Source organism: Aquiflexum sp. (assembly GCF_041751335.1).
In the GTDB taxonomy this organism is placed as follows: Bacteria; Bacteroidota; Bacteroidia; order Cytophagales; family Cyclobacteriaceae; genus Aquiflexum.
Map to the genome: position 1 here is coordinate 1 of NZ_JBGSXS010000464.1, position 16,575 is coordinate 16,575.

Consider the following 16,575-nt stretch of genomic DNA (forward strand, 5'->3'; position numbering starts at 1 on the left):
AATTTTAATTTTTGTGAATCGGATGTACAAATAAGGTAATATGAAATTGAGTTCTTAACCATTCATAACATCTTACTGCAATTGATCATTTATTTCATTTCGTATTTATGGGAATAAGGAGGATAAATTATCTTTCAGGAAAATTAAACCAAAATAATCAACTTTAAAACCAATTTACCTAAAAACCAATGGCAACTCAGAAAAAACTGAAAATGGGAATGGTCGGAGGCGGACCGGGAGCTTTTATAGGTGCGATCCACCGCAACGCTGCATTGATGGACGGACTGATAGAAATGACCGCAGGGGCTTTTAGCAGCAATCCAGAAAAATCAAAACAGGCTGGCGAGGATTTGATGCTTGATCCATCTAGGGTTTACAAATCTTATGATGAGATGATCGCTAAAGAACTTGCATTGCCCGCATCAGAAAGAATTGACATCATCAGTATCGTAACGCCCAACAATGTCCATTTCGATCCTACAAAAAAAGCTTTGGAAAATGGATTTCATGTGGTTTTGGATAAGCCGATGACGTTGAATTATGAAGAGGCTAAGGAACTGTATAAGATTATCAAAAAAAGCGATAAACTGTTTTGTTTGACCCATACCTACACAGGTTATCCCATGATCAAGCAAATGAAGCAGATGATCGCGGACGGGGTGATAGGTGAAGTGAGGAAAGTATACGTGGAATATCCCCAAGGATGGCTTCACAAGCTTTTGGAATATGAAAACAAACAGGCAGAGTGGAGAACCGACCCGGAAAGGAATGGAAAAGCAGGCTGTTTTGGTGACATTGGGACGCATGCATTTAACTTGGTGGAATATGTTGCAGGGATCAAAGTAGCGAAAATCTGTGCTGACCTGGATATCAAAGTAGGAGGAAGACCGATTGATGATGATGGCGCTGTATTAATGAGATTTGAAAATAATGCATCTGGAATTTTGACTGCTTCCCAGATTGATGCAGGATGTGAGAATAACCTCAAAATTCGGGTTTTTGGAGATAAAGCAGGTCTGGAATGGCAGCAGGAAGATAACAATACGCTAAGGTTAAGATGGCCCGATAAACCGGACGAAATCTATAGAGCGGGGACAGGTTATCTTGGGTCTTTGGCCAATGAAAATATCAGAACACCAGCAGGCCACCCAGAAGGCTATATTGAGGCATTCGCTAATATTTACAGGAACTTTGCCAGGTGTATAAACGCACTTAAAAATGGAGAGGAACCAAAGGCTGAATGGTGGGATTTCCCTGGAGCAGAAGACGGCATTAGAGGAATGGCTTTTATTGAAAATGTATTGAAAAGCTCAGCTTCTGAGATGAAATGGACACCATTTAAGGTGGAATATTGAGAAGCGAGAGACAAGAGACAAGAGCCAAGAAGCGATAAGCGAGAACCAAGAGCCAAGAATCTAGAAGTGAGAGGCTAGAACCGAGAAACAAGAGCCTAGAAGCGTGAGGAAAAATCAGGAGAAATCTTTCCAATCTTATAAACTGTAATCTTTCAATTTTAAAATCTTTCAATCAAAAATTATAATAAACCTATGAAAACCATAAAAGGACCGGCGATATTTCTGGCACAATTTGCTGATGATGTAGCGCCTTTCAATAATTTAAAAAGTATTTGTGAATGGATGTCCATCGTAGGCTACAAAGGCGTACAGATTCCGTCTTGGGATGGAAGAATGATAGATTTACAAAAAGCCGCGGAGAGCAAAACTTACGCAGATGAAATCAAAGGTATAGTGAATGATGCAGGGATGGAAATCACCGAGTTGTCCACTCATCTCCAAGGACAATTGGTGGCAGTCCATCCAGCTTATAATGAGTTATTTGATGGCTTTGCTCCATCCAATCTTGCGGGAAACATCAAAGGAAAAACCGAGTGGGCAACTCAGCAATTGAAATATGCTGCAAAAGCTTCATCAAATTTAGGTTTAACAGCTCATGCAACTTTTTCAGGAGCTCTGATGTGGCATACTGTATATCCTTGGCCTCAGCGACCGGCTGGTTTGGTGGAGACAGGTTTTACAGAACTTGCAAAACGTTGGACACCAATTTTGGACACCTTCGATGAATATGGAATTGATGTCTGCTATGAGCTTCATCCAGGAGAAGACCTGCATGACGGGATTACCTTTGAGATGTTTTTGGAAAAAGTCAATAACCACAAGCGGGCAAATATCCTATATGATCCAAGTCACTTCGTCTTGCAATGTCTGGATTACTTACAATTCATAGATTTTTATCATGAAAGGATCAAAATGTTCCATGTGAAGGATGCCGAATTTAATCCAACAGGAAAACAGGGAGTTTATGGTGGCTTCCAGAGCTGGTTGGACCGTGCAGGAAGATTCCGTTCTTTGGGAGATGGACAAGTAGATTTTAGTAGTATCTTTAGCAAACTTTCCCAATATGATTATGATGGTTGGGCTGTTTTGGAATGGGAGTGTGCTATCAAACATCCCGAACAAGGTGCAATTGAAGGTGCCCCATTTATTTCGGACCATATTATTAGAGTAACTGAGAAAGCTTTTGATGATTTTGCCGGTACAGGGGCAAATGAGGCATTCAATAAGAAAATATTAGGCATTTAAAATACAATTAACCTTTATATCAATTATGAAACTAATTAAATCATTATCTATTGGCGTCATTGCTATTTCTGCTTTGGCCTATTCTTGTGGAGGGGGAGGTTCAAGTTCTTCCACCGAAACAACTACATCAACTCCTCCTCCCGCAGCAGCTCCTGTAAGCTTGGAAGAGAAATATAAAGACGATCCTGTTTTTGTAGCTGGTTCGGCTAAAGCAAAAGAAGCAGGATGTACTGCCTGTCATATGATTCAGAGAAAAATCGTAGGGCCTTCTTATGCGGATGTGGCAGCCAAATATGAAAACAATGCTGAAAACGTAGCATTGCTGACTTCACATGTAATTAATGGCAATGTGGGTGTGTGGGGAGAAGTGCCCATGCCAGCACATCCTCAAGTAAGTAAAGAGGATGTAGAAACGATAGTTAAATATGTATTGATTTTGAAATAATGCAGCATAATAAATCAGCATCTATATTTTTGCCATTGGCTTTTATAGTCTTTGCCTGTGGAGGAGGGGACAAGCAAGTGCATGAAGTAACAGAAACAGTTGTGGAGGAGAATGATTGGGAAAGCCTTTTTGATGGACAAACATTTGAAGGTTGGTCCAAATATGGAGGTGGAGATGTTGGAAATGCATGGAAAGTTCAGGATGGAGCCATTTACCTTGATGCCAAAAACAAAGATTCTTGGCAGGAAGGAGATGCAGGAGACATCGTTACCGATGAGGAGTTTGACAATTATCATTTACAAGTGGAATGGAAAATCTCCGAAAATGGTAATTCAGGCATTATTTTCTTTGTAAGCGATTCAGGAGAATATCCTTACTCATTTATGTCAGGTCTTGAAATGCAGGTGTTGGACAATGATGGCCATCCTGATGCTAAAATCACTACCCATCGTGCCGGTGACCTTTATGACCTGATTGAATCCAGTGAAGAAACAGTCAAAGCAGTTGGGGAATGGAATCTGGCTGAAATCATTGCCAAAGATGGTAACCTGGAATTGTATTTGAATGGTGTGATGGTGGTTTCTACCACGATGTGGACTCCTGAATGGGACGAAATGGTCGCCAATTCCAAATTCAAAGACATGCCTGGTTTTGGGAAATACAAAAAAGGTAAAATCGCCCTTCAGGACCATGGAGATGAGGTTTGGTTCAGAAATATCAGGATTAAAAGGCTTTGATTTTCACGACCTGACAAAACTTGATAAAAATGAAAAAATCCAGATATCCTCTGGATTTTTTCATTTTACAGTCAAATGATTTTTCCTTCCAAATTAAAATCTTCAGTTATTTGACACGTAATACATATCGATCATTCCTTTATTTTTAACCTCAATCTTGCCTCGGAAATGAACTTCAAAGTTTTCTTTCACTAATTTATAGGTTACTCCGCTGATGTTTACTTTATCTGGTTCTCCATGACTCTCCATTCTGGAGGCAACATTGACTGTGTCTCCCCAAATATCATAGACGAATTTTTTTGTCCCTACGATTCCAGCCACAACCGGGCCACTGTGTAATCCAATTCTGATTTCAAAAAATGGTCTGTTTTGGGAAATTCTTTCTTCTTTTTCCAGAGAAACGAATCGGCAAATATCTAGGGCTGCATTTACAGCATCTATTGCATGAGATGATTTTTCCATGGGCATTCCGGAAGCTGCCATGTAACTGTCACCTATTGTTTTTATCTTTTCTACTTGATGCTTGGTCATGATTTCGTCAAAGACACTGTAATAGTAATTGATCTCTTTGACCAATTCCACAGCATCCAGGTTTTCGCTGGCTTGAGTAAAATTTACAAAGTCCGTAAACATGACAGTGATATTCTGGTAATATTTAGGAATAGAGGTGCCATTAATTTTTAATTCATCGGCGGTTTCTTTTGGAAGGATGTTTAGTAACAAACTTTCCGATTTCAATTTTTCATGTTCGAGCTCATCTTTTTGTTTTTCAAGCTCTTCGGTTCTTTCCATTACTTTTTGTTCAAGGTTTTTGTACAAAAGTGCATTTTCCAAAGAAATAGCAATTTGTCCCGAAAGCAGTTTTAAGAATTTTACCCGGTCTTCTGTAAAAACCCCCGGATGAAGGGAATTGTCCAAATAAAGAATAGCAGTCAGCCTTCCTTGATTGAATACAGGAAGGCATAATACAGATACAGTTTTATTTTGATTGAAAACGGGATCATTTTTAAACCTGATGTCTTGTTGGATGTTTTCAAGAACCAAATCCTCCTGTGTCCTGATTACAAATTGAACCACAGATTCAGGAACAAAAGAGTTTCTTTTAAGCGGGATTTTGGTTTCCGGTTTTTCAAATCCAGGCATAATCGATAAGAGTCCTTCAATAAACCACTCTTGATTGGTTTGAATGATCAGGTATCCATTTTGGGCCCCTGCATTTTCAACCACCACTCCCATGAGTTTTTCGACTAAGTTCTCAAGTAGAATTTCTCCTGAAATGGCCAAGGATGCTTTCATCAAGGAATTCATGTCAAGTTCTGAGACAGTCTGCTTAAATGAATACTCTGGTAAAACACCTTCACTTTTAAATTCATTAATCCCCTTTTTAGCTTTAATGCCATATTTGAGATCCATTTGATCCACCTTACTTGTGGCGCCCCATTTTTGAAATACTCTCCTAGCTTCCAATAAAAATTTGAAACCGTTTTCATCATCTCCAATAGATAAGGAAAAAATCCCACATAACTCATTTGCAATGGCACGTTCCAAAGTAAGATTGGATTCCTTAGCCTGTTGAATTGCCAATTCGTATTCTTTTAATGCCTTATTTTTATTTTTCCTTATGGCGTATAGTTCTGCCTTAACTAAATGAAGTTTGTTACTGAAATTTTCAGGTGAGCTTTTGGCAGCTTTTTTAATCTTAGAGATTATCTGTTTCGCCTTAAAAATTGAAATAGCACTTTTGATGCTGCCCTGATTAGGAGTATCTTGGAGTAAAGAAATGGCATAAAGACATTGTACGAAAGGAATGTGTGGCCACGCTAATACATTTTCGACGATTTTGAATCCATTTTCTGCTTGACGGATCACATTTTTAGGATTACCGTTTAAGAATTCCAATAAAACCTTATTGGTGGTGTAAACAAACAACCCGGTGAAGTCAAAAGTATCTTCTTGGTGTTTTTTTTCTATTTCCTCATTGTAATATTTTCCTTTTATCTGCGTGTGTAATTTTGCTCCTGTCAAAATCTCAGCGGTTTCCCTGAAGGTATTGAGCCATCTAAGTCCTAAATCTTGTTTGATTTTTTTCAGACTTGAAGCAAAATCTTCCATTTCCTCATTTAGTTTCGACAAGGGGATGTCCATGAAAAATTTTATCACACAATAATTAAAAGCGGCATAAGAAGCGAACAGAAAATCACCTGTTTCTTTCCCCTTATGATAACTTTCCAAAATTTCAGGAAGGTTTTGACTAAAATGAAATTTCCAGTTCCTTATAAAATTGCCATTGATAAAATGGATTTTGGAAAAAAGTGCCTTAGAACCGAATTTTTCATTGAGGCTGACGGCAAGTTCACCGTATTTTAAACCTTCCTCAAATTCGAAAGTACTACCACACATGACAATGCCATAGGTGGAATAAGCAAAAGCCGTATGGTGGTGGTTTCCATGTTTGATGGAAAGGTTAATCTGTTTGAAGACGATGAGAGGGAAGAAATTTTTTTTTGCAAAATAGGACGGTTGAGCTATTTCAGACAATATCTCCATGATATTGGATTGTTTTTCATCATTCATCTCCATTAAAGAAAGCAGTTGTTCTTTTGTCTTGTTGTGGAGATTGAATTTGGTGGCAAGTAGGCTAAAAATAATATGCAGTTGATTGGGTTTTTCAGGAAAATTTAACCCCAGACCTTTGAGACATGCTATGCCGGTGTCAAAAGCTTCTTCGTTTTTAGTAAGTGATACAAAAGCCTTGATTTTGATGATATTGGCTTTGATTAGGTCCTTCGGATTTTGGATGTTTTGGAATATTGCATTGGTGATTCTTTCCATATCATCAATATTTCCACTGAGATAGGCGGACTCACCGCATTCGTTATGCAGTTCCAATGCCAAGGCAGTATTTGTTTTCCAAGAATCAGAAGGTAAAATCCTGATACCAGCTGAGAGATAGTTATGTGCAGGTTCATAAGCCGCTGATGATTTTGCTTTTTTTCCGGCAATAAGGTTCAAGCCAACAACCTTAATTTTTTCTTCTTCGCTATCTATTAGCCTAGCACCGGAATTAAGTTGGTTGACGATGTCAAAAATATTTTCTGAAATTTTATCCTCACTAAAACTATCCAAAAGAATTCTTCCAATATGCAGATGCAGGGATTCTTTCTCCTTTTCCTCGACCATGGCATAAGCCGCTTGTTGAACCCTATCATGTAGGAATCTGTACTGGATATTTTTAGATTTATCTAGCAATTTTAATTTTTCCTGAAAATTGGAAGTTTTTCCCAATCCCAATATCAAGCCTTCTTCCATGGCTGGCCAAAGTGATTTCTCTGTGTCCTCTAGTGATTTTTTGTAGATGTTTGAGAGGGTCATTAAATCAAAGCTATTCCCAATACAGGAGGCATACTTACACAAGTCTTGGGTACTGGGATTTAATTTTTTAATTTTCCCGATCATCAATTCAACCACATTGTCAGTGATATCCTCATCGACGATTTTTTTGATGTCCCAATCCCATGATAGGCTTTCGTGGTCAAACCTGATGAGCTTTTCCTGATAAAGGGATTTTAAAAATTCATTGGTGAAAAAAGGGTTGCCTCCTGTCTTTGTCAGTATCAGTTCTGAAAGAGCATTAAGTTTTGGGGAATCAGGACCAAAGATATCAGTCAGCAATTCCCGAATATTTTCCTTTTTTAATGGCTGAAGAATCATTTCTTCAATAGGGTATTGATTGTCTTTTAAGGAATTGACCAATTGTTTTAAGGGATGGGCGGCATCCACCTCGTTTTCCCGAAAGGTGCCAATAAGTAGAAAATGGGATGTTTCCAGATCATTGAGCACCAAATTGATCAGTTTCAATGTGGGGAGGTCAGCCCACTGAAGGTCATCCAAGAAGATTACCAAAGGATGTTCTGGTTTGGCAAACAATTGAATAAAGGAAACAAAGGCAAGATTGACCCTATTGATGGCTTCTGTTGGTGGAAGAGGAATGAGAGCAGGTTGTTTGCCAACGATTAATCCTACTTCCGGGATGATGTCAATGATCAGTTGTGCATTTGCCCCTAGGACATGAAGGATTTTTTCTTTCCAGCTTTCAACGATTTCATTCGGTTCAGCCAGAAGTTGCATGACCAAGCCTCTAAAAGCATTTATTCCAGCGCTGTATGGTATGTTTTTTTGAAATTGGTCAAATTTTCCTATGGCAAAAAAACTACCTGAAGACACTACATTTTGATAGATTTCATTGACCAATGCGGATTTCCCTATTCCCGAGTAGCCTCCAATTAGGACGAATGACGCATCACCTCGAATAGACTTTTCAAAGGCTGCCAATAATTCAGAAATTTCTTTTTCCCTGCCATACAATTTTTGGGGAATGTAAAATTGATCTGATCGGTCATGTTGTGCAATATCGAATTCGGCTACATTCCCCTTTTCAAAATGTAAATACCGGCAATTTTCTAAGTCCCAAATAAGGCCCTTAGCAGAATTGTATCTTTGTTCCGGGGCTTTTTCGAGCAGTTTTAAGATGATTTTACCCAAGACTGAAGGGATCGAAGATTTAATTGAACTAGGGTCCTCAGGTTTTTTTGCTATATGGGCATGGACAAGCTCTCCAGGGTCTTCGCTATCGAAAGGTAATCTTCCTGAAAATATGCGATAGAACAAGACTCCCAAAGAGTAAAAATCCGTCTTGAAATCAATCATCCTGCTTGTACGCCCAGTTTGTTCTGGAGAAATATATTCCAGAGACCCTTCTATTTCTCTGTGGTTTATGATTTCTACAATCTCCTTTCTGACCAGAATAGAAATACTGAATTCATACAGTTTGATCTTTCCAGTTTCTGGGTTATACAGGAAATTGTCCGGATTGATGTTTTTATGGATGACATTGTTTCTGTGAAGTATTTCTACCAAATGGGCAAGTTGTATGCTAATGTCTAGTTTTTTTTCAAAAGAACCCTGTTTGAATTTAAGGTAATCACTCAATAGGATGCCCTCAAAATTCTCCATAACAATAGCCAACCCCTGATCGGTATCAACTATTTCGAGCATATTGATCACTCCTTCAGATTCAATTTTAGAAGAAATCTCAAGCTCCCTTTCCATTTTGGAGATGTCTACTGGATTAAAAAACTCATTCGGAATAATTTTTAAAATTACAGTCGAGTTATCTAGGTTTTTTTTTGCTCTGCATAAAATTTTATTGCCACTTTTATGGATTACCTCTAAAATGGAAAAACCTGGAAAAGTTATCATATAGTAATTTTAATACTGAATGCTTCTTGAAATCTGGTCAAGCGGGATATAATTATAAACTGTTAATTCTTTTTCTGTTTTTTTCAGATCTTCGAGGAAGTATACATTTAATTCTCTTAGTATCTGTTCTGAAGGTTTGTTGAAGTCATATTTAGTGTCTTGCAATAGGGTGACATTCCTTGGAGCAAAGAACATCTTTCTTTCAAAATGGTGCTTGAATATATCAATCCAATCAATGATCTTTTTTCTGTCAAATGAAGGAATTTCATTGGAATGCGGTGGTGGCACCCTTAAACGTAAGGGTGCTTTATTGATGTCTATAAGACTATAATCATAATGGTCAGCGGCATGTCCTACAGATAAATCCCAAATAATATTGGCAATTACTTTAGCTAAAAGTGATTCTTCCTCTTCTTTGTCATGTTTCTTATATTTGGCTTTTCCGTTATTATCCAAATAGAAAAATTCGTCACCGGAAGGGAAATTGGGAACCCATGTTTTGACATAGTCTGCCCAGACTTTGATATCTGTATATTCATCTTCGGGAATCTGTTCGACCACTTTATGGACAAAATTAAAAATGGTATTATAGTAAGCCATTAAGAATGTGCCGTAGTCAGAATGAAATGTGTTTGGAACAATTTGGAATTCGTATTTTGGGTAGGAAGGATTACCCTCCATACCATTATACCCGTAAAGGAACATGCCAGCCAATCCACCTTCCGGGGCAGGGAATGCAGCAAAAGGCATCATTTGGTTGTTGACAACCGGTGATGTAGGCGAATTGAGCACAGAGTAGTTCAATTCCAGCGTTAGGTCGAGATGGGGCTTCAGCAACCTAAGCAACACAGAATCTTTGGGTAGAGCAGATTTTGAAATGGCATTGATACTGTCATATGGAAAATGCAGGTTGGCATGGGCGGAAGAAGAAATGCGTACAGCAGCCCCTTGAAGAACAAAGTATTTTGCGAGCTCCCAAGCATTGCTGTCTTTAGGGGTAAGCATTAAATTATTATCGGGAAAATAAATGGCAATAACTTTTCTTTGCCCATTCACTAACTCACCTTTAAACAAGGAGATCGTCGGCGCTGTGTAAATCCCTGGATAAGATAAGCAATGCTCTAACAAGCTGTAATCGGCTACAAAGAACTGCTCATTTGGTTCGGCTTCCAGAAATTTCTTGAATATGGTCAGTTTTTCGTTGTGGGGATATTTCTCTTTTTCATTGAGTTCATTGGAAAGAAATTTACTGAAGGAAGAGTGTGTCAGTAACCTTTCAAAATCATCATCTGTCACAGGCCTTAATGCCCGGTTTTTAAAAGCATAAGCCATAGATTTAGGCCAAAAAGTTAAAAGTGTGATTTTGTAGTGAATACCTATAGTCCAATTCCATTTTCTAACTTCATCTTTGGGGATGTGGACGACGCCTGGGGCAAAACCAAATGGATGGGAAGGTTGTGGTTGAGGCCATGGTCCTTTTCTTTTGTATAAAAAATCTTTTTGCGATTTGACGTTTGGTAGAGCCATGAGTTTTTTATTATGTTTAAATAAATACCTAATTTATGTTATTATGCCCATAAACAAAATTTTGATTTTAAAATCTGTTTTTCTGATTATAAACTTCCATTCCGAATGCAAATGGAGAGTATAAAAAAATCGATATTGTTACAAGTTTCAGGGATTTGACCTAACTTTTTCAAAGTTTTTTTTTGAAGTATGCTCTAAAAACCGCTTTTCAAATCCATCGTCCTCTGTTTGCATCCATACATCCCAAAAAGTAAAATACAGGGCAAAATTACATTTATATTTCAAATGATGCATATCGTGATGTGTAGCACCTACCACCCATCTTCCAATTGGGGACTTGATGGCTGCACTGGAGTAAACTTCTACTCCAGCATGATTGATCACAGCGGTAATGGACATTGTCACTATCAAGGCCAATAAAACTGAAAAATGCATGGGAAGCATGAGTACCAAAAATGGCAAAAAAACGGCTTGAAACAATGCCTCTATAGGATGAAAAGAAAATGAGGTAAAGGAACTTGTAAAAAGACTACTGTGGTGAACGTGATGAAATTGCCGGAGTATATTTGGGCGATGCATCCACCGATGGAGCCAGTAATAATAAGTTTCATGAATGAAAAGCGCAATACAAAAGCTACATGGTATCCACAGCATATCCCAAACAACAATTTTTGTATACAGTTTGTTGTATCCCTGTTGCCAGCAAATCAGCAATATTGTACCGGACACTGCAAATATTATCGCCCCCAAAAAAGAATACCAAATCTCCTTTTTTACCTGAGGGATTTTGATCTGTTGATGTAGTCTTCGATAAGGTTGAGAGTCCCCCAATTTTTTGTAAACCAACTCATGATAGACTAACCCCAAAATTATATATCTTAGGAAAATACCTGACAATAAGATGAAGGCAATGATTAGAAAATTTACAGGTTGGGTATAATCAGTACCTAGGAGCCAATCGAGATTAAAATCCATTTACTCAATTTTTTATAGGTGAATTTAAATATAATCGTTTTGTTTAGTCAAATTGTTATAAGCTACCTTATTTCAATCTCTCTAATAATTTCTAAAAGCGAATTATATTAAATTCAACAATTGCATTTTCACAGTCCTCCTTTCCCCATATATCCTCTCCATTTCCCATTGATAGATTTTAAGTTTTAGGATATGATATTTTAAAGGCAATGCCCTATATTTCAGGATTACTGCATTTCAAAATAACACTTATGGACAGAAGGAAATCACTCAAAATTCTCGGTGGTACCGCCGCTGGAATTGCAGGACTGGTACTGGTGGATTGGAAATGGCAACTGGTAGATCAATTGACCCACAAAGGTTTTTTTACCATTAAGGAAGAGGAACTGATCTCTGCTATTGCTGATACAATAATTCCTGTTGGCCTTCCGCCAAAAGTGCCAATGCCCAATCCCATACCGATTGGGGCACTTAGTACCGGTACTGATAAATACTTAATGAGGCTTTTTGAACATTGCTATGAAAAAGAGATACAGGATATGATCAAGTTACAGTTGGCAAGATTATCGGAAAAATCTAAGAAAGAATTGGGGAAAACATTTAGTAAAGCGACACAGGAAGAAAGAGAAAAATTGCTTTTGTCAATGTCAGAGTCGGAAAATGAAGCTGAAAAGCAGTTTTTTGACCTAATGAAATCGCAAACCATCACAGGTTTCACTACTGTCAAAGAAGTGATGGCAGATTATAGAGGTTATCAGGTTGCCCCCGGATATTACAACGGATGTGTGGATTTAACAACCCAAGCCTAACCCAAAACAATCATGTTAGAAGATTCAAAAGAAAAACGCACCTATGATGCCATTGTAATCGGTTCTGGTGCAAGTGGTGGCTGGGCTGCTAAGGAGCTTTGTGAAAAAGGACTAAAGACTTTGGTACTTGAAAGGGGAAGGATGGTAAGGCATGTTGAAGATTATCCAACTGCTTCCATGGCCCCATGGGAGTTTAAATTCAGAGGAGCAGTTCCAATTGAAAAACGGTCCGGAGTTGGAGCGGGGAGATGGGCAAGGGAAGAGACACTCCATTGGGCAATGGCTGAAGATGAACAGCCAATTATAGAGGAAAAGCCTTTTCGTTGGTTTAGAGGGTATCATGTTGGGGGAAAATCTCTGCTTTGGGCAAGAGCAACCCAGCGTTGGTCAGACTATGATTTTGAAGGACCGGCCAGAGATGGGTTTGCTGTGGATTGGCCTGTTCGGTACAAAGACTTAGAACCTTGGTTGGATTATGTAGAGACCTTTGCGGGAATCGCAGGAGGGAGAGACGGCTTGGCCGAACTTCCTGATTCCATCGTTCAACCAGGTTTTGAATTGAGCTGTATTGAAAATCATTATAAAGAACAGTTAAAGAAAAATTATGGAACCCGCCACCTGATTCAGGGCAGGTGTGCCCATCTTACAGATCCACAGGAAATCCACAGAGCGCAAGGGAGGTACAAATGCCAAAATCAGGGTATGTGTAATAGAGGGTGTGTGTATGGAGGCTATTTTTCAGCAAATGCATCTACACTTCCCTGGGCTGAAAAGACGGGAAATCTAACCATCAGACCGGATGCTGTAGTCGAATCCATCATTTATGATGAGTCCAAAGGGCGAGCAATAGGTGTAAGAATAATTGACAGAGAGAGTAAGAGTTCCATTGAATTTTATGCCAAAATCATATTTGTCAATGCCTCGACAATTGCTTCCAATGCAATATTGTTGAATTCTAAATCATCCCGTTTTCCAAATGGCATTGGCAATGACAATGGATTGATGGGGAAATTTCTTGCTTGTCATAATTACAGGGGAAAAGGAAGTGCCACATTTGAAGGATTTTTTGACAAAGTTACCGCAGGCCGCCATGCAGGTCATGCTTATGTACCAAGATTCCGAAATGTATTCAACCAGGAAACAGATTTCCTTCGCGGATATTCCATAGGGATGTCAGGCGGCAGGGGGCTAGGTTCTGATACCAGCATGATCGGACATGAATTAAGGGATAATTTGCTGAACCAAAAATATGGAAACTGGCATTTGGCAGCATGGATGCAGGGAGAAACTGTGCCGATAGAATCCAACCACATGCGTCTCAGCACAGATCAAACTGATAAATATGGGATTCCAAAAATCATCCTTTCGGTAGAATGGACTGACAATGATGATAAAATGACTGCTGATTTTATCCAACAACAAACTGAAATGTATGAGAAGGCAGGATTTACCAATATCAAAGTTGAAGACTCCCATTCAGCACCGGGATCTGATATACATGAAATGGGCGGGGTCCGTATGGGCAAAGATCCAAAAACCTCCTTGTTGAATGAATGGAATCAGCTTCATAGCTGCAAAAATGTTTTCGTCACAGATGGGGCGAGCTTTACGAGCACCAGTACTCAAAACCCTACACTGATGTTTATGGCATTCACAGCCAGAGCCGCGAATCATGCTGTGGAGGAATTGAATAAAGGGAATTTGTGAAAACAGGGGAATATAATCCTGAATTTTTTTGAGTTTTGGAAGTGAAATATAAAAAAACCATCAGCGATTATACTGATGGTTTTTAGGCAAGAATGAATTGGTAATCGGTATATGTCCTCCTTACCTATTCTTCTATTGATTGAACTAGCAGTTTTATCTACTAAATATAATTACAGATACAAGGATGGTGCTGATAAAGCATCAACATTCTTTCACTAAGCCTTATCACTCAATCTATGTTTTTAAAAATTGGTTGTTAGGATATATTTTAATGTTTATTTTGGAAATTTAAGGGAAAAAGCCTCCTACATTTTGAGGAGGGTTGGGTACTCATAGCGACTTTTTATATCTCTGACCCTAAGGACCTTTTGTTGGGTTGATTTCTCATCGTCCCGAATTTTTCCTGACGGCTTTCATTATCAGCATTTATGTTTGGATCCTCATGAGGTGGTAGTTTTCTTTCCTTTTGATTATCTCCTGTGTCCCTATCGTCTTCAGAATCATTGGATTGGAAATTCACATCAAGATTCCTCTCTTTATCATCATCAAGATTAAATTCGCGCTCAGTATCTCTTTCGTCACGGTCAGTTGGATTCAGGTCATTTCTTCCACTTTCTTGGTTAGTTTTCTGATTTCCCCTATCCTCATGCTGTGGATTGCGGTTTTCATTTTTGTGTTGGTCCATGTTTTCTTGGGTTTATATTTTAAATTATTTACATCAAATTTACATGACCCAAAGAATCATTGCATTACATGAAATTTCAAAAATTATATATGATTCACGGATGATTTTAAAATAGGACTATAATTAACAGGTAGGTATAGGTTTTTAGAAAAATTTTGATTTTTTTCAAAAGGATAAAAAAACCCTCCTTTGAATTAAGGAGGGTTGGGAAATCAAATTGACTTCCTATCTTTTAGAACCAACTGACTTGGTGTCTCGTTGATTTTTTGAGTCGCCACCCGTTTTCTGATCTTTTTTGTTCTGATCTTTGTCAGAATTCCCGGATTTGGAAGTCACGTCTTGGTTTCTCTTTTTATCCTCATTTTGAGGATTGCGGTTTTCATTTTTTTGCTGGCTCATGTTTTAATGGGTTTATATTATAAATAATTGAAATCAAATATACATTAACCAAGAAATCATTTCATTACATGAATTTTCAAAAAATATATAAGATTCACTGTTAGTTTAAAAATTTGTCCATTTGCCACCTAGTTGACTGCTAATGGAGGTAATCCAAGATTATTTCAGGGAATTTTGGTAAAAGTTTTGGTAATTATCACTCCAATCGTTCAAGCCTTTGAAGCAGCGGTGGATGGCTGTAATTGACAAAAACATAAAGTGGATGTGGGTTGATATTACTGAGGGTGTTCACAGAAAGAGTTTTCAGTGCTTCAGCAAGAGGTTTTCCATCATAAGTTTCCTTAGCAAATGCATCCGCCTCAAATTCATTTTTCCGGCTTAATATATTCATGCCTATACCTAAAATGGATGAAATGGGTGAAAAAAGTATCGTAAAGCCGATTATATTTAAATGGATGGCCATTTGATTTCCTCCCAATGCAAGACTCATGCTTTCACTGTGTATGAATTGTGCCAAAATAAAAAGTAATGCACCCACCTGTAGTACAGAGGCAAGCATTCCCCAGACAATATGTTTTTTTTTATAGTGCCCTATTTCATGGGCAAGTACTGCGACCAATTCATCAGGAGTATGCTGCTCGATCAAAGTGTCATATAAGACTACTTTTTTTCTTTTTCCAAATCCTGAAAAAAATGCGTTGGCTTTAGAAGAACGTTTGCTGCCGTCCATCACCAATATATTGTTCAAAGGGAAATTGACTTTCCTTGCGTAGTTGACGATCATGTGTTTGAGCTCGCCATCTTCCAAAGGTGTCAGTTTATTGAATAAGGGTAGGAACCATGCGGTATAAAATAAGTTGACGATAATCATAAATCCAGCTGAAATTAGCCAAAATTGCCACCAAAAATCTTTTCCCATTTGATGGATAAGCCAAAGCAATACTCCTAGCAACCCACCTCCGACTACAATTGAAAGCAAATAACCTTTCAATTTGTCCAAAAAATAAGTTTTTGTTGTGGATTTGTTGAATCCAAATTTTTCCTCGATCACAAAAGTATGGTAGTAATCAAAAGGAATGGAGAGAAGGTCTGAACCAATGAAAACTATTCCGAAATAAATGATAGAAAGAATAATGGGGTGTGAAACGACTCCCCTGAGTAGGATGTCCAACCAACCAAAAAAGCCAAAATAGATAAACGCAAAAGTGACTAAAAAGGCAACGGTACTGGTCAGAAATCCAAATCTAAAATTGGCCCATTGGTAGGATTTGGATTCATTTAACTTTTGGCTGCTGATATATTCCTCCAACGATTTTGGAATGTCAGGAACAGGTCTTTTAATATTGAGATAACTGATGGTTTTTTCGAAAAAAAAACCAAATCCAAGAATACCTAAAATCAGGTATTTAATCCAAATCGGCTCCATTTACAA

The 16,575-nt window shown here is 38.2% G+C and carries 12 protein-coding genes; 6 read left to right on the top strand and 6 right to left on the bottom strand.

What is annotated here, in order from left to right; all coding sequences use genetic code 11:
• Positions 1 to 188 precede the first annotated feature (188 nt).
• The 4 genes from ACEW8U_RS24025 (at position 189) to ACEW8U_RS24040 (ending at position 3,782) form a co-directional block, all read left to right on the top strand.
• The gene (locus tag ACEW8U_RS24025) at positions 189 to 1,355 is read left to right on the top strand and encodes a Gfo/Idh/MocA family protein (RefSeq protein ID WP_373524599.1); all 1,167 of its coding nucleotides are present in this window, start codon (positions 189 to 191) and stop codon (positions 1,353 to 1,355) included.
• Between the two features lie 192 nt (positions 1,356 to 1,547).
• A complete protein-coding gene (locus tag ACEW8U_RS24030) occupies positions 1,548 to 2,600 on the top strand; it encodes a sugar phosphate isomerase/epimerase family protein (protein ID WP_373524600.1) in 1,053 nt (350 codons plus the stop codon).
• A gap of 25 nt (positions 2,601 to 2,625) precedes the next feature.
• On the top strand, positions 2,626 to 3,045 hold the full coding sequence (locus tag ACEW8U_RS24035) for a c-type cytochrome (protein ID WP_373524601.1): 420 nt from the start codon (positions 2,626 to 2,628) through the stop codon (positions 3,043 to 3,045).
• Complete coding sequence (locus ACEW8U_RS24040; RefSeq protein WP_373524602.1) at positions 3,045 to 3,782, top strand: DUF1080 domain-containing protein; 738 nt, start codon at positions 3,045 to 3,047, stop codon at positions 3,780 to 3,782. The genes ACEW8U_RS24035 and ACEW8U_RS24040 overlap by 1 nt, the downstream gene beginning before the upstream one ends.
• A gap of 102 nt (positions 3,783 to 3,884) precedes the next feature.
• On the opposite strand, the gene ACEW8U_RS24045 is transcribed toward ACEW8U_RS24040, so the two are convergent.
• From ACEW8U_RS24045 to ACEW8U_RS24055, 3 genes are all read right to left on the bottom strand, one after another.
• A complete protein-coding gene (locus ACEW8U_RS24045; protein ID WP_373524603.1) occupies positions 3,885 to 9,041 on the bottom strand; it encodes an adenylate/guanylate cyclase domain-containing protein in 5,157 nt (1,718 codons plus the stop codon).
• Between the two features lie 9 nt (positions 9,042 to 9,050).
• On the bottom strand, positions 9,051 to 10,568 hold the full coding sequence (locus ACEW8U_RS24050) for a hypothetical protein (protein WP_373524604.1): 1,518 nt from the start codon (positions 10,566 to 10,568) through the stop codon (positions 9,051 to 9,053).
• Positions 10,569 to 10,715: 147 nt separating this feature from the next.
• Positions 10,716 to 11,543, bottom strand: a complete 828-nt coding sequence (locus tag ACEW8U_RS24055) for a sterol desaturase family protein (RefSeq protein ID WP_373524605.1) — start codon at positions 11,541 to 11,543, stop codon at positions 10,716 to 10,718.
• A gap of 251 nt (positions 11,544 to 11,794) precedes the next feature.
• Here ACEW8U_RS24055 and ACEW8U_RS24060 point away from each other — a divergent pair, with 251 nt between their 5' ends.
• Both ACEW8U_RS24060 and ACEW8U_RS24065 read left to right on the top strand, forming a co-directional pair.
• Positions 11,795 to 12,352 carry a gluconate 2-dehydrogenase subunit 3 family protein gene (locus ACEW8U_RS24060; protein WP_373524606.1) on the top strand — a complete coding sequence of 186 codons (558 nt, stop codon included), beginning with the start codon at positions 11,795 to 11,797 and terminating at the stop codon, positions 12,350 to 12,352.
• Between the two features lie 12 nt (positions 12,353 to 12,364).
• Positions 12,365 to 14,059, top strand: coding sequence for a GMC oxidoreductase (locus ACEW8U_RS24065; protein WP_373524607.1), 1,695 nt, complete (start codon positions 12,365 to 12,367; stop codon positions 14,057 to 14,059).
• Between the two features lie 343 nt (positions 14,060 to 14,402).
• On the opposite strand, the gene ACEW8U_RS24070 is transcribed toward ACEW8U_RS24065, so the two are convergent.
• The 3 genes from ACEW8U_RS24070 to ACEW8U_RS24080 all read right to left on the bottom strand — a co-directional run bounded on the left by ACEW8U_RS24070 (position 14,403) and on the right by ACEW8U_RS24080 (position 16,569).
• Positions 14,403 to 14,744: a hypothetical protein gene (locus tag ACEW8U_RS24070; protein WP_373524608.1), complete on the bottom strand. Its 342-nt coding sequence runs from the start codon at positions 14,742 to 14,744 to the stop codon at positions 14,403 to 14,405.
• A gap of 225 nt (positions 14,745 to 14,969) precedes the next feature.
• Positions 14,970 to 15,143, bottom strand: a complete 174-nt coding sequence (locus ACEW8U_RS24075; RefSeq protein WP_373524609.1) for a hypothetical protein — start codon at positions 15,141 to 15,143, stop codon at positions 14,970 to 14,972.
• A gap of 196 nt (positions 15,144 to 15,339) precedes the next feature.
• Positions 15,340 to 16,569: a M48 family metallopeptidase gene (locus ACEW8U_RS24080; protein WP_373524610.1), complete on the bottom strand. Its 1,230-nt coding sequence runs from the start codon at positions 16,567 to 16,569 to the stop codon at positions 15,340 to 15,342.
• Positions 16,570 to 16,575 lie beyond the last annotated feature (6 nt).

Coding starts and splice junctions, on each gene's coding strand:
- ACEW8U_RS24025 (WP_373524599.1), top strand. CDS start 189: ATGGCAACTCAGAAAAAACTGAAAATGGGAATGGTCGGAGGCGGACCG.
- ACEW8U_RS24045 (WP_373524603.1), bottom strand. CDS start 9,041: ATGATAACTTTTCCAGGTTTTTCCATTTTAGAGGTAATCCATAAAAGT.
- ACEW8U_RS24040 (WP_373524602.1), top strand. CDS start 3,045: ATGCAGCATAATAAATCAGCATCTATATTTTTGCCATTGGCTTTTATA.
- ACEW8U_RS24075 (WP_373524609.1), bottom strand. CDS start 15,143: ATGAGCCAGCAAAAAAATGAAAACCGCAATCCTCAAAATGAGGATAAA.
- ACEW8U_RS24030 (WP_373524600.1), top strand. CDS start 1,548: ATGAAAACCATAAAAGGACCGGCGATATTTCTGGCACAATTTGCTGAT.
- ACEW8U_RS24035 (WP_373524601.1), top strand. CDS start 2,626: ATGAAACTAATTAAATCATTATCTATTGGCGTCATTGCTATTTCTGCT.
- ACEW8U_RS24060 (WP_373524606.1), top strand. CDS start 11,795: ATGGACAGAAGGAAATCACTCAAAATTCTCGGTGGTACCGCCGCTGGA.
- ACEW8U_RS24070 (WP_373524608.1), bottom strand. CDS start 14,744: ATGGACCAACACAAAAATGAAAACCGCAATCCACAGCATGAGGATAGG.
- ACEW8U_RS24055 (WP_373524605.1), bottom strand. CDS start 11,543: ATGGATTTTAATCTCGATTGGCTCCTAGGTACTGATTATACCCAACCT.
- ACEW8U_RS24050 (WP_373524604.1), bottom strand. CDS start 10,568: ATGGCTCTACCAAACGTCAAATCGCAAAAAGATTTTTTATACAAAAGA.
- ACEW8U_RS24065 (WP_373524607.1), top strand. CDS start 12,365: ATGTTAGAAGATTCAAAAGAAAAACGCACCTATGATGCCATTGTAATC.
- ACEW8U_RS24080 (WP_373524610.1), bottom strand. CDS start 16,569: ATGGAGCCGATTTGGATTAAATACCTGATTTTAGGTATTCTTGGATTT.